This window comes from Lentzea sp. NPDC055074 (genome assembly GCF_053608005.1).
Window position 1 is genome coordinate 27356 of record NZ_JBSGUQ010000016.1, and the last position, 23541, is coordinate 50896.

23 protein-coding genes are annotated in these 23541 nt (G+C 69.3%); 20 read left to right on the plus strand and 3 right to left on the minus strand.

Features of this window, described 5'->3' with window-relative positions; genetic code table 11:
- Nucleotides 1-1226 precede the first annotated feature (1226 nt).
- The 9 genes from ACWF7A_RS30545 to ACWF7A_RS30585 all read left to right on the plus strand — a co-directional run bounded on the left by ACWF7A_RS30545 (nt 1227) and on the right by ACWF7A_RS30585 (nt 8744).
- Nucleotides 1227-2018: a M23 family metallopeptidase gene (locus ACWF7A_RS30545; protein WP_452253956.1), complete on the plus strand. Its 792-nt coding sequence runs from the start codon at nt 1227-1229 to the stop codon at nt 2016-2018.
- 298 nt (nt 2019-2316) lie between these two features.
- Nucleotides 2317-2505, plus strand: coding sequence for an AMP-binding enzyme (locus ACWF7A_RS30550; RefSeq protein ID WP_452254138.1), 189 nt, complete (start codon nt 2317-2319; stop codon nt 2503-2505).
- Between the two features lie 255 nt (nt 2506-2760).
- Nucleotides 2761-4269 carry an HAL/PAL/TAL family ammonia-lyase gene (locus ACWF7A_RS30555; protein ID WP_452253957.1) on the plus strand — a complete coding sequence of 503 codons (1509 nt, stop codon included), beginning with the start codon at nt 2761-2763 and terminating at the stop codon, nt 4267-4269.
- A 329-nt stretch (nt 4270-4598) separates the two neighbouring features.
- The gene (locus ACWF7A_RS30560; RefSeq protein WP_452253958.1) at nt 4599-5027 is read left to right on the plus strand and encodes a hypothetical protein; all 429 of its coding nucleotides are present in this window, start codon (nt 4599-4601) and stop codon (nt 5025-5027) included.
- A 13-nt stretch (nt 5028-5040) separates the two neighbouring features.
- Nucleotides 5041-5697 (plus strand): O-methyltransferase, encoded by a 657-nt coding sequence (locus ACWF7A_RS30565; protein WP_452253959.1) that lies wholly within the window; start codon nt 5041-5043, stop codon nt 5695-5697.
- Nucleotides 5698-5758: 61 nt separating this feature from the next.
- Nucleotides 5759-6709, plus strand: a complete 951-nt coding sequence (locus ACWF7A_RS30570) for an LLM class F420-dependent oxidoreductase (protein ID WP_452253960.1) — start codon at nt 5759-5761, stop codon at nt 6707-6709.
- Nucleotides 6710-6713: 4 nt separating this feature from the next.
- Complete coding sequence (locus ACWF7A_RS30575) at nt 6714-7286, plus strand: TetR/AcrR family transcriptional regulator (protein ID WP_452253961.1); 573 nt, start codon at nt 6714-6716, stop codon at nt 7284-7286.
- A complete protein-coding gene (locus ACWF7A_RS30580; RefSeq protein ID WP_452253962.1) occupies nt 7283-8197 on the plus strand; it encodes a TIGR03619 family F420-dependent LLM class oxidoreductase in 915 nt (304 codons plus the stop codon). The genes ACWF7A_RS30575 and ACWF7A_RS30580 overlap by 4 nt, the downstream gene beginning before the upstream one ends.
- Before the next feature lie 43 nt (nt 8198-8240).
- The gene (locus tag ACWF7A_RS30585) at nt 8241-8744 is read left to right on the plus strand and encodes an MmpS family transport accessory protein (RefSeq protein ID WP_452253963.1); all 504 of its coding nucleotides are present in this window, start codon (nt 8241-8243) and stop codon (nt 8742-8744) included.
- On the opposite strand, the gene ACWF7A_RS30590 is transcribed toward ACWF7A_RS30585, so the two are convergent.
- Nucleotides 8731-9180, minus strand: coding sequence for a peroxiredoxin (locus ACWF7A_RS30590; protein ID WP_452253964.1), 450 nt, complete (start codon nt 9178-9180; stop codon nt 8731-8733). The two genes, ACWF7A_RS30585 and ACWF7A_RS30590, sit on opposite strands and share 14 nt — an antisense overlap.
- Before the next feature lie 31 nt (nt 9181-9211).
- Here ACWF7A_RS30590 and ACWF7A_RS30595 point away from each other — a divergent pair, with 31 nt between their 5' ends.
- From ACWF7A_RS30595 to treZ, 7 genes are all read left to right on the plus strand, one after another.
- Nucleotides 9212-10123 carry a LacI family DNA-binding transcriptional regulator gene (locus ACWF7A_RS30595; protein ID WP_452254139.1) on the plus strand — a complete coding sequence of 304 codons (912 nt, stop codon included), beginning with the start codon at nt 9212-9214 and terminating at the stop codon, nt 10121-10123.
- 13 nt (nt 10124-10136) lie between these two features.
- On the plus strand, nt 10137-10562 hold the full coding sequence (locus tag ACWF7A_RS30600) for a RidA family protein (RefSeq protein WP_452253965.1): 426 nt from the start codon (nt 10137-10139) through the stop codon (nt 10560-10562).
- Nucleotides 10563-10667: 105 nt separating this feature from the next.
- A complete protein-coding gene (locus ACWF7A_RS30605; RefSeq protein WP_452253966.1) occupies nt 10668-12494 on the plus strand; it encodes a 4-alpha-glucanotransferase in 1827 nt (608 codons plus the stop codon).
- Nucleotides 12495-12575: 81 nt separating this feature from the next.
- On the plus strand, nt 12576-12878 hold the full coding sequence (locus ACWF7A_RS30610) for a hypothetical protein (RefSeq protein WP_452253967.1): 303 nt from the start codon (nt 12576-12578) through the stop codon (nt 12876-12878).
- A 789-nt stretch (nt 12879-13667) separates the two neighbouring features.
- Nucleotides 13668-15773, plus strand: coding sequence for a glycogen debranching protein GlgX (gene glgX / locus ACWF7A_RS30615; protein ID WP_452253968.1), 2106 nt, complete (start codon nt 13668-13670; stop codon nt 15771-15773).
- Entirely contained in the window at nt 15773-17851 is a 2079-nt protein-coding gene (gene treY / locus ACWF7A_RS30620; RefSeq protein WP_452253969.1) for a malto-oligosyltrehalose synthase, read from the plus strand. The genes glgX and treY overlap by 1 nt, the downstream gene beginning before the upstream one ends.
- Entirely contained in the window at nt 17848-19536 is a 1689-nt protein-coding gene (gene treZ, locus ACWF7A_RS30625; protein WP_452253970.1) for a malto-oligosyltrehalose trehalohydrolase, read from the plus strand. Before treY ends, treZ begins: the two co-directional genes overlap by 4 nt.
- Here treZ and ACWF7A_RS30630 read toward each other — a convergent pair.
- Nucleotides 19455-19799, minus strand: coding sequence for an ANTAR domain-containing protein (locus ACWF7A_RS30630; protein ID WP_452253971.1), 345 nt, complete (start codon nt 19797-19799; stop codon nt 19455-19457). The two genes, treZ and ACWF7A_RS30630, sit on opposite strands and share 82 nt — an antisense overlap.
- A 186-nt stretch (nt 19800-19985) precedes the next feature.
- On the opposite strand from ACWF7A_RS30630, the gene ACWF7A_RS30635 reads away from it, so the two are divergent.
- The 4 genes from ACWF7A_RS30635 (at nt 19986) to ACWF7A_RS30650 (ending at nt 22149) form a co-directional block, all read left to right on the plus strand.
- Complete coding sequence (locus tag ACWF7A_RS30635; protein ID WP_452253972.1) at nt 19986-20165, plus strand: CsbD family protein; 180 nt, start codon at nt 19986-19988, stop codon at nt 20163-20165.
- On the plus strand, nt 20143-20769 hold the full coding sequence (locus tag ACWF7A_RS30640; RefSeq protein ID WP_452253973.1) for a UdgX family uracil-DNA binding protein: 627 nt from the start codon (nt 20143-20145) through the stop codon (nt 20767-20769). Before ACWF7A_RS30635 ends, ACWF7A_RS30640 begins: the two co-directional genes overlap by 23 nt.
- A gap of 285 nt (nt 20770-21054) precedes the next feature.
- Nucleotides 21055-21312, plus strand: coding sequence for a helix-turn-helix domain-containing protein (locus ACWF7A_RS30645; protein WP_452253974.1), 258 nt, complete (start codon nt 21055-21057; stop codon nt 21310-21312).
- A 330-nt stretch (nt 21313-21642) separates the two neighbouring features.
- Nucleotides 21643-22149: a hypothetical protein gene (locus tag ACWF7A_RS30650; RefSeq protein WP_452253975.1), complete on the plus strand. Its 507-nt coding sequence runs from the start codon at nt 21643-21645 to the stop codon at nt 22147-22149.
- Nucleotides 22150-22153: 4 nt separating this feature from the next.
- On the opposite strand, the gene ACWF7A_RS30655 is transcribed toward ACWF7A_RS30650, so the two are convergent.
- The gene (locus ACWF7A_RS30655) at nt 22154-23446 is read right to left on the minus strand and encodes an amino acid permease (protein WP_452253976.1); all 1293 of its coding nucleotides are present in this window, start codon (nt 23444-23446) and stop codon (nt 22154-22156) included.
- Nucleotides 23447-23541 lie beyond the last annotated feature (95 nt).

Below are 23541 nucleotides of genomic sequence, written 5' to 3' on the forward strand. Positions count from 1 at the left end.
GATCGGCTTGGGGCCGTCGGACGCCAGGGGCGTCCGGCGGCCCTTTGCGTTGGGGGGAGTTGGGAGGGCTGGGGAGGCGAGAGGGCCGGGGAGGTGAGAGGGCTGGGGAGGCGAGAGGGCTGGGGAGGCGAGAGGGCTGGGGAGGCGAGAGGGCTGGGGAGGTGAGAGGGCAGGGCAGCTGGGCAGGCCAGGCGGGTCAGGTCGGGCAGGTCGGGGCGAGCGGGTCAGGCCAGGTCGGGACGGTAGGGCGGGGCGGGCAGGTCGGGGCGGGCGAGGCAGGGCAGGGCGGGCGAGGCAGGGCAGGGCGGGCGAGGCAGGGCAGGGCGGGCGAGGCAGAGCGGGCGGGGGCAGGACTGCAAGGCGGTTGTGCCGGGCAGGTCGGGACGGGCGAGGCGGTCGGGCCAGGCGGGGCGGTCGGGGTCTTGTCGTCAATCGCAATGGCGGAGCCGAGGCGTGCCTCCAGACGCGTCGGGCAAAGGCGAAGCCGAGCCGCCTTGCCGCCAGCGGCAATGGCGAAGCCGAGGCGTGCGTACCTCTACCAGCCTGGTCAGCGGCGACAAGGTGGGCACCGCGCGATTGGGGCTTGACCTTGAGGGGCTGGATGCGACCGTGGCAGGGATCGGCTGGGTTGTTATGCCCAGCTTTTAAAGGTCCGATATGGCATCCAGCTAGAGGCTCGAGGTCAAGCCCCAATCGCGATCGTCGCGAAGCGGCGATGACCCGCACCGCCACGTCAAGGCCTGCGCAACCACCCACGCAAGGCGACACAACGCACGGCAGGCGACCACCCCGCTGGAACCGGCGCCCCCCAACGCAAGCCGCCCCCGAGACACAAACGCGCCCAAACGACCCCAGCCACCCGAAGTAACCACCCCAGCCGGCCCATCCCCGCCCCCACCCCCGGCAAACCTTTCACGATAAAGCGACTGACCAGTACAAACACCAACCCGGGGATTGGTCCAAAGCGCCTTGACCATGCCCTAAACGACTCGACTACCCAAAGTGACGAGCAGTGGGCCTAATCACCTGAACACCCACTTGGCTTGCCCGCGTCGGTCACGCGAGGTTACGTTCTGCGCCGCATGTCACGGTTCGATAACCGCAAGGACACGGAACGCACCCCGAAGCGGTCCAGTCCACCACCGGGCCCCCGAAGCCCGCAGCCAGGCCCCCCGACGCCAGGCGAAGCGCGGTTGCCGAACTCCCCCGAGTGCATGGAGGCAGGTTTGGCACGGCATCGAGCGAAGGGTCCGCTGGTCGACGTCATCACCAGAGTGGACCTGGACCGCAAGAAGGCCGTCGCGGTGGTTGTCGCCGCAGGCGCCCTCGCCGGCGCCGGTTTCGCCCAGGCGGCCACGGCCGTCGGCCCGGTCGATCGCATCATCGCGCCCGTCGCGGCCACCAAGACCCTCGCTGCCGCGATGACCGCGCCGCCGCAGCAGGACGGGCCGCAGACGATTCACTCCGTCGAGACCGGCTCCGAGGCTCGCAAGCTCCTGCAGGCCGAGCAGATCCAGGCGCAGTTCCACGTCGCCGAGGCGCTCAAGTCCGCCGAGGGCGCGTACGCGAAGCGTCAGGAGGCCGCCAAGGTCGAGGCTGCTCGTGTCGCCGCCGAGGAAGAGGCGAAGCGTCCCAAGTGCGTGCGGCCCGCCCAGGGGTCGTTCACGTCCGGCTTCGGCGCCCGCTGGGGCACCAGCCACAACGGCATCGACATCGCCAACGCCATCGGCACGCCGATCGTCTCCGTCATGGACGGCACGGTCGTCGAGGCCGGGCCCGCGTCCGGGTTCGGGCTGTGGGTGCGCGTGCAGCACGACGACGGCACCATCACCGTCTACGGGCACATGAACACCATCGACGTGCCGCAGGGCGCCAAGGTCAAGGCCGGGCAGCAGATCGCGACGATCGGCAACCGCGGGCAGTCGACCGGGCCGCACGTGCACTTCGAGGTGTGGGCCAGTGGTGGGCAGAAGATCAACCCCGTCGGGTGGCTCGCCGAGCGCGGTGTGAGTCTCTAGCTCGCCCGCCTGAACACGAAAAGTCTTGAGGGTCTCCGGCCACGCCGCCGTGCACGACGCACGGTGGTGTGGCCGGAGTCGCGCCATGTCCTGGAACGCGCGCGGCACAACGAAAAGCTCACGTCGCGGAACGGGTGTGCCTGGTCGAGACCACGGCCAAAGGCTTGGTGTGCAACGGCATCATCAGCCGAACAAGCCGAACGCGGAAATTCGACTGTGACGTGGAATCCGGCCGTGAGCGTCCACAACGGCCGGTTCCCCACGCGAACCGCTGTCTGGTGATCGGTGCCCCGATCGGATCAACGGTGAGATCCGCCACGCCTTCGTGGTCACGCAAGGCGACGTCGCGACGGACGAGCCGAGCGCATTCGTGGCGGAGGAGGTGGCGCCGCACAAGAAGATCCGCCAGGTTGAGTTCGTGCGAGAGATACCGAGGTCCTTTTCAGGCAAGATCCCGCGCCGTCTCCTGAGGGACGGCGCGCGGTGAGGCTGCCGATCACTGTTGTCGTTGGTGTGAAAGGACATTCTCTTGCGGTGACGACAGGTTCACCCCAGTGGACCAGTCCACCGATCTTTTGGGCCGAATCGTGCGCGGAGAGTCCGATCAGCTCTCCCGGCACCGTGAACGCGCTCGAGCAGAGTTGAGAAATTTTCCTCGCTTAGTGCGTACATAAGGCCCTTACTCGTCGACCGGTCAACCGGGATCGTCGCGAGTGGCTCCCCACCGTCCTCAGGAGGCGTCGTGCCTGTCGGAACCTCTTCTGCTGCCCTGAATCTGGCCGCACACCTCGAACCCGCCCAGTTGGAACTCGCCTGCGGCCCGGTCCACGTCGAACTGCCGGCGGACGTGCGCCACCGCATCGCCCGGTGTCGCGAGTTCGTCATGGAGGTCAGCGCCTCCGGGCGCGCCATCTACGGCGTCACAACGGGTTTCGGCCCGCTCGTCGAGTTCGCGGGCCGCGCGGACAGCTCCAGCCAGTGCGACAACGTCATAATCCACCTCATAGTCGGCCACGGTGAACTGCTGCCGCCGGCCGTCGCGCGCGCGGCCGTGCTCGCCCGCCTGTTCTCGTTGGCGCAGGGGCGATCCGGAGTGTCTCAGCAGGTCGTGGACTCGCTGACTGCCATGCTGGACACCGAGTTCGCCCCAGCGGTACCACGTTTGGGCTCACTCGGTGCCAGCGGCGACCTCCAGCCGCTCGCCTACGTGGCGCATTCCTTGCGCGGTAACGGCAACGCGTTCTTCCAAGGAAGACTGATGCCGGCGGAAGAAGCGCTCACAAGGGCGGGACTGGGGAAGCTCGCGCTCGATGGGCGGGACGCGCTCGCGCTGGTGAACGGAATTTCGGTGACCGCCGCAGCACTCGGACTCGCTGTCGCGCAGGCGGTCCGCGCGCGCCGGATCGCGGAGTTGTTGTCCGCCTTGATGACCGACGTCCTGGGGTGCGGCACCGAGTTCACGTCGGTTGGACTACTGGCCGCGTTCGGGCATCCGGACGTCGCTGAGACGGGTGCGTCCATCCGAACGTGGCTCGAGGGCAGTACGCCATCCGGGGAGCGGTCGTTGCAGGAGCCCTACAGCATCCGGTGCACGCCCCAGCTGATCGGCGCGGCCGGCACGAGCGTGCGGCACGCGGACGAGGTGGTGCGCCGCGACCTCAACGGCGTGAGCGACAACCCGTTGTTCTTCCCGGAGACCGGGGAGGTCGTGCACGGCGGCAACTTCTTCGGCCAGCCCAGCGCCTTCGCGGCCGACCAGCTCAACGTCGCCCTGGTGCAGCTGGGCAACCTGGCCGAACGCCAGCTGGACCTGCTGGTGGATCCCCACCGCAACAACGGGTTGCCGCCGATGCTCAGCCCGGTTCCCGGCCAGCACCACGCGTTGCAGGGCGTGCAGCTCTCGATGACCGCCACCGTCGCCGCGATGCGCAGGGCCGCCGCGCCCGCCTCGATGCAGAGCCTGCCGACGAACCTGCACAACCAGGACGTCGTCCCGTTCGGCACGCAGGCCGCGCTCACCGCGCTCGACCAGTCGAGGATGCTGCGGTACCTGCACGCCGGGGTCGCGATCGCGCTGCGCCAGGCCGTGCACGTCGGCGCGCGCCGCCCGCAGTCACCGCGGCTCGCGGCGGTGTTCGACAGGCTGGCGCACGAGGTGCCGCCGATCGTGGAGGATCGGCCGCTGGACGGTGCGCTGGGCCGGATGGCGGACGTCCTCGACGGTCTCGTGTCCGAAGTGGAGAGTGCATGATGAGTGCTCCCGTCTGTCTCCCCGCTTGGGGACACACCTGGGTGGACCTGCCGGTGCTGCGAATGCCGATGCCGGGGACGGAGTTGATTCCGTGCGCGAACGGCTGTTTCGAGCTCCCGATCGTCATCCGCACCCCGGAAGACCCGGTGGAACGCGCCGTGCACCGGTGGTTTCTCGGCCACCACGGCGCATTTCTGGTCTGGAAGTTTCTTTCGGCTTCACTCGATCGGCTGATACGCGAGCCTGATTCGCAGCTAGTCCGCGTCACTGCGCTTGGATACGACGCGTACTCGGTGATGCTCGCCTATTCGGGCAGTTGTTCCCGTGAGATGTACGAGGACGTCATCCGGCCGATGATGGTGACGTTCGACCCGGCGTTCAGCGGGCGGTGGGCGCGTGACTACGAGCCCCTGCCCGGCCTGCTGCGCCAGGCCCGTACCGCACTGGGGCCCGTGGCGTCCGCACCGCTCTCCTCCGCGAGCAAGGCGAACCTGGTGGCACACATGGAGGTCATGCGCAGACTCGTGCCCGGCGGGCCGTCGCTGCTGCGCGAGTCCGGCCGGTCGTCCACGACCACCACCGACGCCGAACGGGCCCGGTTCGACGAGTTCTTCCTCGTCAGCCGGGAGAACGTGTGCGTGAGCCGCTACCGGGCCCACCGCGCCGCCATCTTGTCCGCGATCGGTCACGACCTCGCGAAACGCCCGCTGAGGAGCGAGTACGGAGAGACACTCAGGACGTTCGCCACCCGACTATGAGAGAAGGCCGCGCGTGAACGACTTCAAGGCCGTGGTCATGACCCAGCAGATCTACCGCTACGTGCGCGAGCAGGCAGGCCGGCCCAGCGCGGTGCAGGAGAAGCTCATCGCCCGCACGCTGGAGCTCGGCGACTCGGCGGAGATGCAGATCCCGCACGAGCAGGCGGTGCTGCTGTCGTTGCTGGTCAAGCTCACCGGCGCGCAGACCGTGGTCGAGGTCGGCACCTACACCGGGTACTCCACGCTGGCGTTCGCGCAGGCGCTCCCGCCGTCCGGCAAGGTCATCACCTGCGACGTCTCGCCCGAGTGGACCGCGATCGCCGAGGAGGCCTGGCAGGCGGCGGGGGTGCGCGACCGGATCGAGCTGAGACTCGGCGCGGCCGCCCAGACCCTGGCTGAGATGCCGGAGGAACCGGTCATCGACCTGGTGTTCCTCGACGCGGACAAGGTCGGCTACGTCCACTACTGGGACCTGCTGGTGCCGCGCGTGCGCCAGGGCGGCCTGCTGCTCGCCGACAACACCCTCTACTACGGCGAGGCCGCCGCCGAGCAGCCCGTGGGCAACGCCGCCGCGATCAACGCCTTCAACAAGTTCGTGCGGACCGACCCGCGCGTCGAGTCGGTGCTCGTGCCCATCGCGGACGGCCTGACCATGGCCCGCAAGAGGTGAGGTTGTGGACATACCGACCGGTCGGTAGGGTGGCGGCGAAGTTGCTCACCTGGAGGCTTTCATGGCTCGTTGGGGAATCACGCTGCCGCTGATCGGTGTGCCGGTGCTGGAGCACCGCGCGCTGGTGTCCGAGCTCGCCGGGCTCGGCTACACGGACGTGTGGTCGGCCGAGACGACCGGCACCGACGCGTTCACGCCGCTCGCCCTGGCCGCGCAGTGGTCCTCCGAGCTGCGCTTCGGCCCGGCGATCGCGCCCGTCTACACGCGCGGCCCCGCCACGCTGGCGATGACCGCCGCGACGCTCGCGGAGGTGACCGGCGGCCGGTTCGTGCTGGGCATCGGCTCGTCGTCGCCCGCGATCGTGCAGCGCTGGAACGCGATCCCGTTCGAGGAGCCGTTCAAGCGCACCCGCGACACGCTGCGCTTCCTCAAGTCCGCGCTCGCGGGCGAGAAGGTCTCCGCCGACTACGACACGTTCTCGGTGAAGGGCTTCAAGCTCGAGCGCCCGCCGGCCGAGAAGGTGCCGATCATGCTCGCGGCGCTGCGCCCGAACATGCTGCGCCTGGCCGGTCGCGAGGCCGACGGCGCCATCACCAACTGGCTCGCCGCCACCGACGTGCCGCAGGTGCGCGAGGAACTGGGCGACGCCGAGCTCGCGGCGCGCATCTTCGTCTGCCCGACCGAGGACGCCGACGCCGCTCGCGCACTCGGACGCATGCTGATCAGCACCTACCTGACCGTGCCCGCGTACGCGGCGTTCCACGACTGGCTGGGCCGCGGCGAGGCGCTGCGCCCGATGCACGAGGCGTGGGCCGCGGGCGACCGCAAGGCCGCGTCGAAGTCGATCCCGGACGAGGTCGTGGACGCGCTGGTCGTGCACGGGTCGCTCGACCAGTGCCGTGACCGCGTGGCCGAGTACCAGGCGAACGGCGTCGACACCCCGATCATCGCGCTGCTCCCGACCGGGGGAGACCAGGTCGAGCAGGTGCGCGCGCTCGCACCCAAGAGGTAGCCCGGTGTCCAGCGCGACCGAGCAGAAGATCATCGACGCGGCCGTGCGCCTGTTCGCGTCGCAGGGCTACGACGCGACCTCGGTGCAGGAGATCGTCAACGCCGCCGAGGTCACCAAGGGCGCGCTGTACCACTACTTCCGGTCGAAGGACGACCTGCTCTTCGAGATCTACCGGTTGCTGATCACGGCACAGGCGGCCGACATGGACCGGATCATCGCCCTGGGCCTGCCCGCCGGCGAGACGGTGCGCGAGATCCTCGCGTCGCTCGTCACCTCGACGGCCGAACGGGTCGACGAGACGGCCGTGTTCGTCCGCGAGCTGCACCGCCTCGGCGAGGACCGGATGACGGACTTCCGCGCCGAACGCCGCCGCTACCACGAGACGTTCCTCGCGGTCGTGGAGAAGGGGCAGGCGGACGGCGAGTTCAGCTCGCTCGTCCCCGCCGACACGGTGGTGCGGATCGCGCTCGGCGTGGTGAACCAGCTGCCCATGTGGTTCCGGCCGGACGGACCGAAAACGCCTGGTCAGCTGGCCGGGGAGATCGGGGACTTCGTGCTGGCGGGGCTCGCCGCGTGAGGCTCGGACTCGCCCTGCCCCAGTACGGCCGCTTCGCCGACCCCTCCGTCACGCTCCGGGTGGCCGCCGAGGCCGAGGCACTGGGCTTCGACAGCCTGTGGGTCGGCGACCGGCTGCTGCTGCCGACCGCCCCGCGCGACCGGTACGTCAGCCGTGACGGCGTCGTCCCGGCCGAGTACGAGAACTTCCTGGACCCGCTGACCCTGCTCGCGGCGGTGGCGGCGACGACCTCGCGGGCCAGGCTCGGCACCAGCACCCTCAACGCGCTCTGGCAGCCGCCCGCCCTGCTCGCCCGCACCGTGACGACGCTCGACCAGCTCAGCGGCGGGCGGATCGACCTCGGCATCGGTGCCGGGTGGTCGCGCGACGAGTACCAGGCCGCCGGTGTGCCGTGGGCCGGCCGCGGTGCCCGGCTGGAGGAGACGCTCGACGTCCTCGACGCCTTCTGGTCGGACGGCGACGTCGTGGCGCACGAAGGTCCGTTGTGGACGGTTCCGGAGTCGGTGGTGAGGGCGCGGCCCGTGCAACGCCCGCGCCCGCCCGTGCTGCTCGCGGGACTGGTGCCGGCCGCGTTCACCCGCGTGGCCCGGCGCGCGGACGGCTGGCTCGCCGTCGGCCTGCCGCTGCCGGCGCTGACCGCGACCGTCGCGTCGATCCGCAAGCAGGCCTCGGCGTTCGGCCGCGACCCGGACGAGCTGCGGTTCCCGTTGCGGGTCAACCCGCAGGTCACGACGGAGAAGGCCGACCCGGCGCACGTGCCGCACACCGGCACCGTCGGGCAGCTCGCGGACTACGCGCGGATGGTCGGCGGGGTCGTGGGCGAGGTGTTCGCCGACTTCCAGCAGACCGCGCGCTCCGTCGACGAGTACCTGGACCTCGCGGGTGCGCTGATCGCGGCTGTGCGGCGGTAACGACGGCCGACAGGAGGTCGACAAACCCCACGAGGGGGTCCCCATGTCGCACCAGCCACCGGAGTACGGCCTCGCACCGCCGTTGCACGGCGACCCGCCCAGGACGCGCAAAGGCCCGTGGATCCTCCTGCTGGTCATCGCGCTGCTGGCGGTGGGCGGCGTGGTGTACGGCCCTCGCGTGTTCGACGCGGCGAGCGACGCCGTGCGGCAGGGCGAACCCGAGCCGGGACCGCCGCCCGCCGTGGTGCCCGAACCGCCCGCCGCGCCCGCGAAACGGGTCGTCGTGTTCGAGGTGACCGGCACCGGCAAGGCCTTCAACGTCACCGCCACCGTCGGCACGACCATCCACAACGAGCCGAGCGTGACGCTGCCGTGGACGCGCACCGTCGAGGTGCCCGCCGACACCGCCTCGAAGTCCGTGATGCTCGTGGTGGTCGCGGGCCCGGACGGCGCCGAGGTGCGCGGCAGGTACACCGTCGACGGCACGACTGTCCGCGAGGGCAAGGCTTCCGGGCCCTACGGCGTGCTGACGATCACCGACTCCTGAGAGCCTCCAGCGCCTTGTCCGCGTGCGCGTTCATCGAGAACTCGCTCTTGATCACCTCGATGATCTGGCGGTCCGCGCCGATGACGAACGTGTGCCGCTTGACCGGGGTGATGCCGAACCGGCGCTTCACGCCGAACTGCTCCGCCACCTCGCCCGCGACGTCGGAGAGCAGCGGGTAGTCGAAGCCGTTCAGCTCGGCGAACTGCTTCTGCTTGGCCACGTCGTCCATCGAGATCCCGACGCGCTGCGCGCCCGCCTCGGCGAACTCGGCCGCGAGGTCGCGGAAGTGGCAGCTCTGCGCCGTGCACCCGGACGTCATCGCGGCGGGGTAGAAGAACAGCACGACCGGGCCGTTCGCGAGCAGTTCGGACAGCTTGCGCTCGGTGCCGTCCTGGTCGGGCAGGGAGAAGTCGGGGGCGAGGTCGCCGGGCTTCATGGATCTCCAATACGCTCGGGCCGTGACCAGCATGTCCGACGTGGCCAAGGCCGCAGGGGTGTCCGCTGCGACCGTATCGCGTGCTCTGCGGGGCGAACCGGGCGTGTCCGAGGCGACCAGGCAGCACGTGAGCGAGATCGCGCGGCGGATGAAGTACGCGATCGCGCGTGACGCCTCCTCTTTGGCCGGTGGCCGCCGGTACGCGATCGCGGTGCTGACGTCCGAGGTCAGCCCGGTGCTGGCGGGTGCGGAGGGCGCGCTGCGGCAGGCCGGGTACGACGTGCTGCTCTACGTCCTGGGCGACGCCGCCGGGCGCGCGAAGTTCTTCGGCGAGCTGCCGCTCGGGCGCCGGGTGGACGGTGTGCTGCTGCTGTCGATGTCGCTGTCCTCAGCGGAGCGGACGGCGCTGGAGTCGTTGGAGGTCCCGCACGTCGCGGTCGACGACACCGACCTCCGCCACGCGTTGCAGACCGCGGTGTCCCACGTGGTGGCTCTGGGTCATCGCGACGTGGCCCTGGTGCTGTCCGACGGCGAGGACGAGTCGTACGACGAGATCCTCATCTCCGCCGGGCTGGAGGTCCGTCCCGAGTGGACGGTGTGGTGCTCGCCGACCGTCGACGGCGGCGAACAGGTGGTCGACGTGCTGCTCGACGGCGAACGCCTCCCCACCGCGGTGATCAGCTCGAACGGGGCCGCGGCGGTGGGGATCTTCCTGCGCGTGCAGCGGGACGGGCGGTCGGTGCCGGACGAGGTGTCGATCGTGTCGCTGGACGGGCAGGAGCTCACCCGCGTGGTCGGGCTGACCGCCGTCGAGGGCGCGGCCAAGGAACAGGGGGAACGGGCGGTCGCCGACCTGTTCACGCTGATCCGGGGCGGCGAGGTCGAGCCGGCGGAGCACCCGTTGCGGCTGGTCGTGCGCAACTCCAGCGGGCCGGTCGCCTGAGTACTGTGGCGCCATGCCCGCCGCTGAGCGCCTGACCGAGCTCCCCGACCTGCCCACCACCCCCGGCTACGCGCACGCCGTGACGGTCACCGGCACGCTCGCGTTCGTCTCCGGTCAGGTCGCGGTCGACGCCAGGGGGTGCGTGGTCGGCGTGGACGACCTGGCGGCGCAGACCCGGCAGGCGCTGGGCAATCTTCATCACATCATTCGAGGTTTGGGCGCGAACTGGTCGGATGTCGTCAAGTTCACCTGGTTCGTGCTGGACGCCTCGGAGGTTCAGACCATTCGCGACGTGCGTGACGAAATCCTGCGTCCCGCACTGGGGAACGTGCCCAACCCGGCCAGCACATTGGTTCAGGTCGCCGCGTTGTTCGGGCCCGACTTCCTCGTCGAGGTCGAAGCGGTCGTGGCTGTTCCAAGTGAAGCATCGGATGTCTAAGTAAATGCATCTCTGCGTAGGTGTCCCGACCGGCCTGCACCCTTCGGGTGACCAGGGACCATTTGCTCTGGTAATGCGGACCGGGCTGTGACATAGCTTGTAGTTGTGGAGAAGTTGGTGGCGCGGCTGGCGGACGCTTGGGGCGTGGCCACTCGGTACGAAAACGCGGACCAGCAAGAGGTCGTGGTCGATCTCGAGGTCGTCGTGAAGGTCCTGGCCCAGTTCGGCGTCGACGCGTCCACTGAGGACTCGGTCGCCCGCGCGCTCGCCGACGTCGAGCGGCGCAGGGCCGAGCAGAAGCTCCCGCCCACGATCGTCGTCCGCGAGTACGAGACGTACGACCTGCACGGGCCGGCGACCATCGAGCTCGAGGACGGCACCTCGTTCGCCGTCGAACGGCACCTCCCCGACTCGCTCCCGCTCGGCTGGCACCGCGTGGTGACGCCGGAGCAGACCGTCACGCTCGCCGTCGCGCCGAGGACGCTGCCGGACGTGCCGCACACCTGGGGCTGGATGCTGCAGCTCTACGCCGCGCGCTCGAAGGAGTCGTGGGGGATGGGCGACTTCGCCGACCTCGCGACGATCGCGCGCCGCTCGTCCCTCGAGCTCGACGCCGGCGTGGTGCTCGTCAACCCCGTGCAGGCCCCGGCGCCGACGCACCCCGTCGAGCGCTCGCCGTACTCACCGACCACCCGCCGGTTCGTGAACCCGCTGTACCTGCGCGTCACCGACACCGCCGAGTTCCTGCAGGCCTGCCCGCGCACCCGGCAGCTCATCCGCGACCTCAAGCCCGGCAACCAGGACCTGATCGACTACGACGCCGTCTGGGAGGCGAAGAGGCAGGCCCTAGAGCTGCTCTTCCCCGGCGGCGAGGTCGAGATGGACGCCGAGCTGGAGAAGTTCGCGACGTACTGCGCGCTCGCCGAGATCCACGGCGCGGACTGGCGCGAGTGGCCTGCCGACCGCGCGGACGCACCCGCCGAGCGAGTCGGCTTCTACGCCTGGCTCCAGCACCTCTGCACCCGTCAGCTGCAGGACGTCCGGCTCGCCGCGCACGAGGCCGGCATGGCCGTCGGCGTCATCCACGACCTCCCGGTGGGCGTGGCCCCCGGCGGCGCCGACACGTTCGCCGACCCCGACGTGTTCGCCATCGACGTCACGGTCGGTGCGCCGCCCGACGCGTTCAGCGCGGACGGCCAGGGCTGGGGCCTGCCGCCGTGGCGCCCGGACAAGCTCGCCGAGACCGGCTACCGGCCGTTCCGGCAGGTGCTGCGCAGCGTCCTGAAGCACGCGGACGGCATCCGCATCGACCACGTCGCGGGCCTGTGGCGGCTCTGGTGGATCCCGCCGGGCGAGCCGCCGTCGCGCGGCACGTACGTCTACTACGACGCGGACGCCATGCTCGGCGTGCTCGCGCTGGAGGCGTACCGCGCGGGCGCCGTCGTGGTCGGCGAGGACCTCGGCACGGTCGAGCCGATCGTCACCAAGACCCTGCAGGAGAACGGCATGCTGACCAGTGCCGTCCTCTACTTCCAGCGCGACTACTACGCCGAGGGCCACCCGCTGGTCCCGCCGTCGCAGTGGAATCCCAACCAGATGGCCAGCATCTCGACGCACGACCTGCCGACCGCCGCGACGTTCTTCGCCGGGCCGGACGGCCCCGACTTCGACGCGTTGATGCGCCAGGAGGGCGTCACGACCTCGGACCGGGTCGAGGGCGCCCACGAACTGCTCGCGCAGTCACCCTGCGCGTTGGTCCTGACCTCACCTCAGGACGCTCTGCGGGAGACCCGGCAGCCCAACGTGCCGGGCACGATCGACGAGCACCCGAACTGGAGAATTCCCCTACCCGTGGCGCTGGACGAATTTTTCCCACGGGTCCGGGAAGTCACCCGGCCACTGCGCAACCGCAAAGATGAAACTTTTGCGTAACGGCAGGTCATAGATCTGAGTAGTACTGTAAGGCCGTCACCGGACGGCGGAAGACGAACGTTCTTGGAGGTGGCGTACCAAATGAGTTCAGCCGTGGGCACGCGGACATCGACCGGCGTGCTTGAACTGGCCGTCGAGCAGGTCCTCGCTTCGGTGAGGCCGACCGCGCTCGGCGACCCGGTGGTCGGGGCACGGCGCGCGGAGGAATCCCTGCGTGACGCGCTGCGGGACGCTGGTCCCGTGGAGGACAACACGGCCCTGCAGCACGCGCTGGCGTGCGCGGAGGCGGCTTGTGAACACCTGAAGTACGTGGAGATCCAGGAGGCACGCACGTTGCTCATGGCCGCACGTGGGCAGTTGGTTCTCGCACACGAAGGAGTTTGACCGCATTCGGTAGTCGCCGGTGGATGACGATCACACGATCGAATTAAGCCGCTCCCACTCTCGTGAGAACCTTTCCGTAATGGGCCCTGAATTGTCGGTGCCCGCTCGTAGGGTTCGCAGTGTGATCGTCCACCAGACCCACCGGTTCGCATTGGACCCGACCCCGGCACAGACGCGGGCTTCGTCCGCGCCTCGTGGCGCCGGGAGGGTCGCGTTCGACCGGGGTCCTGCCGTGGGCGCTGCCCGCGTTGATCCGGGACCTGACCGAGAGCGAAGTCGCGCCCCGGACCTCACCGCGTCCGGGATGCCGCGCGGCCGGCGACCCGCCGGGGCCGTCGCCGGAGTGCGCCGACAGGGGGCGTGCGGACCGCGATGGCGGGGTAGTCATCCGGTCGTGGCAGACCCCTGGCGCCCGTCGCCGAAGACCCTCTCGGATCGCGGTGTGGTGAAAACCGTGCCGCAGTCGTACATCGGGGTGTTTCGCCACGGGGCGAGCGGGGTAGTGGTCGATCGGGATCTGAACGCCGCACACGACCCCAGAGCATTGCTGCTGGGGAGAACGCAGGTACCGGAGAGGCTGGAGACCTGGAGCCGCAAGGCTCGAACGGACGTGGATCCGGCCGGGAGACCCGCGGTGCGCGGGCCGGTGGCCGGGAAGCGTTCACCTCGCACCGGGAAACCGGGTCAGACGAGGACCTGGACCGCCGGAATCGGTGTGGTGCAAGCACCTCGCCGCCCGGATATGGTCTGTCGGTAGGCCCGCCGCTTGTGACGAGGAGCAACAGCATCGTGCGACCCTGGCCAGGAAGGCCCTATCCGCTTGGCGCTGGATATGACGGCGTGGGCACCAACTTCGCCCTCTTCTCCGAGGTCGCGGAGTACGTCGAGCTCTGCCTCTTCGACGACGACGGCACGGAGACACGGGTGAGGCTGCCGGAGGTGGACGGTTTCGTCCACCACGGCTACCTGCTGGGCATCGGTCCCGGCCAGCGTTACGGGTACCGAGTGCACGGCCCGCACGACCCCTCCCGCGGTCTGCGGTGCAACCCGAACAAGCTGCTGATCGACCCGTACGCCAAGGCCATCTCGAACGGCCTCGCGTGGGACGAGGCGCTGTACGGGTACAAGTTCGGGTCGCCGGAGGAGCGCAACGACACCGACTCGGCGCCCCACGTGCCGAAGTCCGTCGTGGTGAACCCGTTCTTCGACTGGACGAACGACAGGCTGCCCAAGACGCCGTACAACGAGAGCGTCATCTACGAGGCGCACGTTCGCGGTCTCACCATCGACCACCCGGAGATCCCGCCGCGTCTGCGGGGCACGTACGCGGGTCTCGCGCACCCGGTGATGATCGACCACCTCACCAAGACGGGCATCACCGCGGTCGAACTGATGCCGGTGCACCAGTTCGTCAACGACCACACGTTGCAGGAGAAGCGGCTCAGCAACTACTGGGGTTACAACACGATCGGGTTCTTCGCTCCGCACGACGGCTACGCGGCGTTGCCGCTCAACCAGGTGCAGGAGTTCAAGGGCATGGTGCGCGCCCTGCACCAGGCGGGCATCGAGGTCATCCTCGACGTCGTCTACAACCACACGGCGGAGGGCAACCACCTCGGGCCGACGCTGTCGATGCGCGGTATCGACAACGAGTCGTACTACCGCCTGGTCGACGACGACCAGCAGTACTACACGGACTACACGGGCACGGGCAACTCGCTGAACGTGCGGTCGCCCCACACGCTGCAGCTCATCATGGACTCGCTGCGCTACTGGGTCACCGAGATGCACGTCGACGGCTTTCGGTTCGACCTCGCGGCCACGCTGGCGCGCGAGTTCTACGACGTGGACCGGCTGGCGACGTTCTTCGAGGTCGTGCAGCAGGACCCGGTGGTGTCGCAGGTCAAGCTGATCGCGGAGCCGTGGGACGTCGGTCCCGGTGGCTACCAGGTCGGCAACTTCCCTCCACTGTGGACGGAGTGGAACGGCAAGTACCGCGACACCGTGCGCGACTTCTGGCGCGGTGAGCAGGCGACGCTCGGCGAGTTCGCCTCGCGCATCACGGGCAGCAGCGACCTCTACCAGGACGACGGCCGCCGTCCGTACGCGTCGATCAACTTCGTGACGGCCCACGACGGCTTCACGCTGAACGACCTGGTGTCGTACAACGAGAAGCACAACGAGGCCAACGGCGAGGACAACCAGGACGGCGAGAGCCACAACCGGTCCTGGAACTGCGGTGTCGAGGGTCCGACGGACGACGAGGAGATCCTCACGCTCCGGCGGCGCCAGCGGCGCAACCTGATGGCGACGATGCTGCTCTCGCAGGGCGTGCCGATGATCGTGAACGGCGACGAGTTCGGCCGCACGCAGAACGGCAACAACAACGCATACTGCCAGGACAACGAGGTCTCCTGGGTCGACTGGTCGCTGCTGGAGGCGAACGCGGAGCTGGCCGACTTCACCTCGGCGCTCGCCGCGTTCCGCAAGGCGCACCCGGTGTTCCGCCGCCGCAGGTTCTTCGCGGGCCGGCCGATCCGCAAGGGCGACGAGCTGCGCGACATCGCGTGGTTCACGCCCACGGGTGAGGAGATGACCGAGCAGAACTGGGAGGACGACCTCGGCAAGTGCATCGTCGTCTTCCTCAACGGCGAGGGCATCCCCGACCTCGACTCGCGCGGCATGCGGGTGACGGACGACTCGTTCCTGATGGCCTTCAACGCGCACTACGAGGACATCGAGGTCACACTGCCCGAGCTGGAGTACGGTCCTGAGTGGAGGGTCGTCGTGGACACCACGACCGGTCTGGTCGGCGGCACCGAGAAGCCGATCCCCGCGTCCGGTGAGCTCACGCTGACGGCGCGGTCGCTCGTCGTGCTGCAGCGGGTCGGCTGATGCGCGCGCCGTCCTCGACGTACCGCGTCCAGTTCACCCCGTCCTTCACCTTCGCCGACGCCGCCGCCGTCGCGGACTACCTGGCGCGCCTGGGCGTCGGCGCGCTGTACGCGTCGCCGATGCTCGACGCGCGGGAGGGCTCGACGCACGGCTACGACGTCACCGACCCGACGAAGGCGCGGCCCGAGCTCGGTGGTGACGCCGGGCGGGTCGCGCTCCAGGAGCAGCTGAAGGCGCAGGACCTCGGGCTGGTCGTGGACATCGTGCCGAACCACATGGTCGTGCCGAACCCGTGGTGGGAGGACGTCCTCGAACACGGCCAGGCCTCGCAGTACGCGCGGTACTTCGACATCGACTGGTCGTCGGGCAAGGTGCTGCTGCCGGTCCTCGGCGAGGACGCCGAGGACGAGGTCCACGAGCACTACCTGAAGGCGAACTGGCGGCGGGGCAACACCGAGCTCAACTACCGCAGGTTCTTCGACATCACCGAGCTCGCGGCGATCCGGGTCGAGGACCCGGAGGTGTTCGAGGCGACGCACCGCGCGGTGCTGTCGTGGGGCGTCACGGGCCTGCGCATCGACCACCCGGACGGGCTCGCCGACCCCGGCGGCTACTTCCGGCGGCTGCGCGAGCACTTCGACGGCTGGCTCGTCGTCGAGAAGATCCTCGGGCCGGACGAGGCGCTGCCGCAGAGCTGGCCGGTCGACGGCACCACGGGCTACGACGCGCTGCGCGAGGTCTGCGGCGTGTTCATCGCGCCCAGGGACGCCTTCAGCGGCGACTTCCACGAGATCGAGCACAGGTCGCGGCGGCAGGTCGCGGACTCGATCCTGGTGGCCGAGGTGCGCCGCATCGCCCGGCTCGTGCAGGGCGTCGAGTTCGAGGACGCCTGCCGGGCCGTCGCCGAGGTGATGGTCAACTTCCCGGTCTACCGGTCGTACCTGCCGGAAGGCCTGCGTCACTGGGAGACCGCGGTCGCGCGGTCCAGGTCGTCCGCCGTGCGCGCGTTGGACGAGCAGGTCCGCGCCGACCCGCAAGGCGAGCTGGCGACGAGGATCCAGCAGACGTCCGGCATGGTCGTCGCGAAGGGCACCGAGGACACCGCGTTCTACCGGTACACGAACTTCGTGGCGCTCAACGAGGTCGGCGGTTCACCCGACCGCTTCGGGCTGTCCGTCGGCGAGTTCCACCAGCGCGCGGCGCGGCGCGAGGCCGCGGAGCCGGCCGCGATGACCGCGTTGTCGACGCACGACACCAAACGCTCGGAGGACGTCCGGGCGCGGCTCGCCGTCCTGGCGGAGATCCCGAACGAGTACCTGGCGTTCGAGGCCGCGATGAGCGAGAAGCACGGCCTCTCCGAGCCGTCGCTGAACCGCCTGGCCTGGCAGTCGCTCGTCGGCGCGTGGCCGCTCACCGAGGAGCGACTCGGTGGGTACCTGGAGAAGGCCTCCCGCGAAGCCAAGATCAAGACGTCGTGGGTCGACCGGAACGCCGAGTTCGACGCCGAGGTGGCCGCGTGGCCCGCGAAGGCGCTGAACGAGCCCGAGGTCGCCGCGTTCGCCGAGCGGATCAAGGCGCCCGGCTGGTCGAACTCGCTGGGGCAGAAGCTGGTCCAGCTCACCGCGCCCGGCGTGCCGGACGTGTACCAGGGCACCGAGCTGTGGGACTTCTCGCTGGTCGACCCGGACAACCGCCGGCCCGTCGACTACGACGTGCGCCGGGACCTGTTGGCGCGCATCGAGTCCGGCTGGCTGCCCGAGGTCGACGACTCGGGCGCGGCCAAGCTCCTCGTGGTGCAGAAGGCGTTGCACGTGCGCAAGCGCGGCCTGCACGGTTACCGCCCGCTGCACGCCGAGGGCCCGGCAGCCGAGCACGTGCTGGCGTTCGAGCGCTCCGGCGTGATCACCGTGGCGACGCGGCTGCCGGTCGGGCTGGAGCAGAAGGGCTGGCAGGACACAGTTCTGCCGTTGCCGGGTACCAAGTGGACGGACGTCCTCACCGGACGGCCGGCGACCGCGGACCTGGCCTCGTTGCTCGACACCTATCCGGTAGCGCTGCTGGTGCAGGGGGATCAGTGAGCTTCTCCGTCTGGGCGCCCACGCCCGAGTCGGTGCACGTGCGCGTCGACGGTCTCGACCACGAGATGAAGCGCGACGGTGACTGGTGGCACGCCGCCGAGACCGATCTCGGCGGCGGGGGCACCGACTACGCCTTCGTCATCGAGGGGAACGCGTACCCGGACCCGCGGTCGCTGTGGCAGCCGAACGGGGTGCACGAGGCGTCCAGGGTGTACCGCCACGACTTCGAGTGGACCGACAGCGGGTGGACCGGCCGGGCGCTGCCGGGCGGTGTGATCTACGAGCTGCACATCGGCACGTTCACGCCGGAGGGCACGTTCGACGCGGCCATCGGCAAGCTCGACCACCTGGTGGACCTCGGCATCTCGTTCGTCGAGGTCATGCCGGTCAACAGCTTCGACGGCGTCGAGGGCTGGGGTTACGACGGCGTCCTGTGGGGCGCCGTCCACGAGCCCTACGGCGGCCCGGACGGCTTCAAGCGGTTCGTGGACGCCTGTCACGCCCGTGGCCTCGCCGTGCTGCTCGACGTGGTCTACAACCACCTCGGGCCGTCCGGCGCGTACCTCGACAAGTTCGGGCCGTACTTCGCCGGGCGCAACGACTGGGGCCCCGGCCTGAACCTCGACGGGCCGGGGTCGGACGAGGTCCGCCGGTACGTGCTCGACAACGCGCTGCAGTGGCTGCGGGACTTCCACGTCGACGGCCTGCGGCTGGACGCGGTGCACGCCCTGGCGGACCAGCGGGCGACCCACGTCCTTGAGGAGCTGGCCGTCGAGGTGGACGCGCTCTCCGCGTCCGTCGGCCGTCCGCTCACGCTGATCGCCGAGTCCGACCTGAACGACGCGAAGCTCGTGACAGCGCGCGAAGGCGGCGGCTACGGCCTGCACGCGCAGTGGTCGGACGACCTGCACCACTGCCTGCACGTCGCACTGACGGGTGAGACGTTCGGCTACTACGAGGACTTCGCGGCGCCCGGAGCGGTGAAGAACACGCTGGAGGAGGTGTTCTTCCACGCCGGCACCTGGTCGTCGTTCCGCGGGAAGCACCACGGCAAGCCGGTCGACACGTCGCTGCTCCCCGGCCACCGGTTCCTCGCGTACACGCAGAACCACGACCAGATCGGCAACCGGGCCGCGGGGGACAGGCTGTCCGCGACCGTGCCCACGGGGAAGTTGTTGTGCGCGGCGGCGATCGTGCTCACCTCGCCCTACACGCCCATGATCTTCATGGGGGAGGAGTGGGCTGCGTCGACGCCGTGGCAGTTCTTCGCGTCGTTCCCGGACCAGCAGCTCGCGGAGGCCGTCCGCACCGGCAGGCGGCGTGAGTTCTCCCGGCACGGCTGGGGCGAATCGGACGTACCGGACCCGATGTCACCGCAGACCGTCGAGAACTCGCGGCTGTGCTGGGACGAGGTCCGCGAGGGCGAGCACGGCGAGGTCCTGGACGTCTACCGCGCTCTGATCGCGTTGCGCCGCTCCCGCCCGGAGCTGGCCGACCCGAGGCTCGACAGGTTCGCGGTGGTGCAGGACGGGGAGTGCTTCGTGTTGCACCGCGGAGCGATCCGCGTCGTGGTCAACCTCGGCACGACCCCCGTCCCGCTGCCTCAGGGAGACGTGCTGCTGACTTCCTCGGCGATCCCGTCGTCGCTCTCACCGGACTCGTTCGCGGTGGTCGCGTCGACGTGATCCCACAGCATCTGGTCGGCCAGGTCGACGGGCCGTCCTAGTTGCGCGTGCACGAACGCCGTCACCAGCCGGTCGGCGGCGACGTGCAGCTTGATGTTGTGGTGCTGGGATATGTGCACCAGCAGCTGGAACGCCTGCTGGGGTGTGCAGGGTTTGCGTGCGGCGATCAGGCCTGTGGCCTGCCCGATGACTGTCCGGGACACCAGAGCTTTGCGCAGCCCCGCCACCTCGGCCTCGAGGGCGGTGATTCTCGCGGACGACACCGCCGACTCCTTTCGCGTCGTCATGGTCACAGCGGCATGCCGGTGTGACGACGGGCTCTGGAGCTGCATTGCGAAAGGCGGGCACACCCAGAGCAAGCCGTCACATCGGCTTGCGGCTGGGTTCTCAACCGCGAGTGATCACCTTATCAACTGTTTCGGACGGTGCTCGCCGGGTAACCGAGTTGCATGGGTGCCGAGGAGAAGTTCGAGAACAAGGCCGAAGAGCTCAAGGGTCGCGCCAAGGAAGCCGTCGGCGACGCCACCGACAACGAGCAGTGGCAGGCCGAGGGCCGCGCCGAGCGCGCCAAGGGCTCCCTCAAGCAGGCGGGCGAGAAGGTCAAGGATGCCTTCAAGTCCGACAAGTAGCGAAGTAGCGGGCGCCGCCCAGTTCGTCCCCGAGGGGAAGAGCTGGGCGGTGCTGCGTGCTGCGTCGAAGAGCTGCCACGGGTGTGACCTCTTCCACGACGCCACGCAGACCGTCTTCGGCGAGGGTCCGGTGCCGGCGCGGCTGATGATGGTGGGCGAGTGTCCTGGTGATCACGAGGACACCGAGGGTCACGTGTTCGTCGGCCCGGCCGGTCGGTTGCTGGACAAGGCGTTCGCGGCCGCGGGCATAGATCGTTCGAAGACGTACCTGACGAACGCGGTGAAGCACTTCCGGTTCACCGAACGGGGGAAGCGCCGGATCCACGCGACGCCGCGGCGCAGCGAGGTCGTGGCGTGCTTCCCGTGGCTGCGCGAGGAGATCCGGGTGGTGAAGCCCCGGATCGTGGTCGTGCTGGGGGCCGTGGCGGCCAAGGCGGTGCTGGGGCCGTCGTTCAAGCTGACCGAGCACCGCGGTGAGGTGCTGGAGCACGACAGCCTGCGGGTCGGGGTGACGGTGCACCCGTCTGCCGTGGTGCGGGCGGAGAAGTTCACCGAGGCGTTCGACGCGTTCGTGGCCGATCTGGTGGCCGTGCGGAAGGCCTAGCGGCGTGCTGGAGCCCTGAACGGGACAACCCCCGGACGACTCCTGCGTGAGCAGGCTGAGCGGGACCAGCGCTCAGAGTCCGGGGGTCGGGTGGCTGCCTGGGTTTACGACTAGGCGTCACCAAAAGGCGGTCCTATCGGACAGCCACCTCACGAGTCCTGTTGCTATACAACTTCGGACCACCTCCTCTCGTGTGTACTGCGAACCTACGTCGAGATCGTCAGGGCTCGCAACGGACTTTTCTCACGTCACCCGGAGCGTCTGTTTCGCGTAGAATCCGCAGGCATGGTGCGCATCCCCCTGACGTCACTGGAACGGGAGCGCGGCAGGCGGCTCGGTCAGATGCTGCGGGACGCCCGCGGTGACGAGAGCATGGTCGAGATCGCGGCCCGTGCCGGCCTGTCCGCCGAGACCGTGCGCAAGATCGAGACGGGACGCGCCCCCACGCCGTCGTTCTTCACCATCGCCGCTCTCGCCGGTGCGCTGGGGATCTCCCTCGATTCGATCAACGAACTGCTGACCCCGCAGAGCAGGTCGGCGTAGGCGCTGTCCTGCAAGTCTCGTTGGGCGACAGTAGCGGCCGAGGGCTGCGGAGGCGGCACCGCCGCAACGCCCGAATACGCCCGGTATGAGGGCGTGGCGGCGGCACCGCCTCCGGGTCTCTCGCCCGCGCCTGTCACCGAACGAACTTGCAGGACAGCGCCTAGTTCCCACGATGGTGGGGACTAGGACTTGAGCGAGTTAACACTAAAGTCGGAGAACTCCGGCAGTTCCCGGAACGATCCTTGACTTCGCTTCCCGCCCCGTGCTCCGGTGGAGTCACGAGATTCGCTCTTCTCGATGCAGGGGGAAATGGTGAAATTCATTTCAGCTGTGATCGCTGCGTTGTTCGCGTTCACCCTCGTAGGTGCTCCAGCGGCGTCCGCGACGGCAGAAGCGCAGATCAGCAGGGTCGACCTGCTCAAGCGGGCGGCCGTCTGGCTGACCGCGAACAACGGCAAGCAGGTGCCGTACAGCATGTCGAAGTACTGGAAGGACGGGTACCGGCAGGATTGTTCGGGATTTGTCTCGATGGCCGCTACATTGGGCAACGCGAATCCCAAGGGCGGCCCGAACACGGTCGCTCTCGCGACCAGCAAGTACACGACGCCCATCAAGATCGCGGACATGAAGCCCGGTGACCTGTTCATCGACCCGGTCGACGAGCCCGGCGACGACTTCCGCCACGTCGTGATCTTCGAGAAGTGGACGAAGGCGGACAAGTCGCAGTACATGGCCTATGAGCAGCGCGGCAGCCACGGCACCGACCACCGCGTGCTCACGTACGGCCTGACGAACACCAAATACAAGCCCTACCGGTTGAAGAACGTCACCGGCTGATCCATCACGTTCGATCGTGGCCGCGCAGGCGCAGGGCCGACCTGCTGAGCGCCACCGCGGCGACGACGGCGACGAGCACGCCCGTGGACAGGATCTGCCCGCGGGCCTGCTCGTCGCTGAGCATCAGCACGATGATCGCGGCGATCGCCGCCAGCGCCAGCCACGAGAGGTACGGGTAGCCCCACATCGGGACCGAGGGGTTCGGTGTGGTGCGGCGCAACCGGATCTGCGAGACGGCGATGAACGCCCAGACGACCAGCAGCGCCGAGCCGACCGCGTTGAGCAGCAACAGGAAAACGGTGTCCGGCCACAGGTAGTTGAGGAGCACGGAGAAGAAGCCGAACGCCGTGGACGCCAGCACCGCGTTGCGAGGCACCCCGTTCTTCTTGCGCAGCAACGCTTTCGGTGCCTCACCGCGTTCGGCCAGCGAGCTCAGCATGCGCGCGGCGCCGTAGAGGGTGGCGTTGATGGCGCTCAGCAGCGCCACGAAGATGACGACGTTCATGATCTGGCCGGCCGCGGGGATCCCGATCCGGTTGAGCACCGCGACGTACGGGCTCGCGCCCACCTCGGAGTCGTTCCACGGCAGGAGTGTCACCACGACGGCCATCGAGCCGAGGTAAAAGACGAGCAGCCGGGTCATGGACGTCCGGACCGCCTTCTTGATGGCGTGCCTGGGGTCTTCGGCGTCCGCGGCGGCGATCGTGACGACCTCCAGGCCGCCGAACGCGAACACCACGGCCACGAAGCCGGCGATCACGCCTGACCAGCCGTGGGGGAGGAAGTCGCTCAGGTTGCCGGTGCCGGGGGAGCTCACGTTCGGGAGCAGGCCCGCGATGGCCGCTGTGCCAAGAAGCAGGAAGAGGACGATCGCGGCTACCTTGAGGCCCGCGAACCAGAACTCGAACTCGCCGAAGTTGCGGACGTTCGCCAGGTTGATCGCCGTCAGGGCGGCCATGAAGATCAGGACCCAGGCCCACTGCGGGACTGCCGGGACCCAGCCGGATGCGATCTTGGCCGCTCCTGTGGCTTCCACCGCCAGCACCACGCCCACGGTCGCCCAGTAGGTCCAGCCGACCGTGAAGCCCGCCCAGGGACCGATTGCCTTCTCCGCGTGTACGGAGAAGGCGCCGCCGCTGGGGTGTTCGGCTGCCATTTCCCCCAACATGCGCATGATCAGCAGGGCCAGGAAACCGGCCAGGGCGAAGGAGATCAGGACCGCTGGGCCCGCCAGGGCTATTCCTGCGCCTGTGCCCACGAATAGGCCCGCTCCGATCACACCTCCCAGCGCGATCATGGTTACATGCCGTTCCCGCAGGTGAGTCACGCTGTCAAGCCCCGTTCGAGTGCGCCGCTGGCGGGCCGATAGTGAGTTGATGGCGGCGAAGAGTC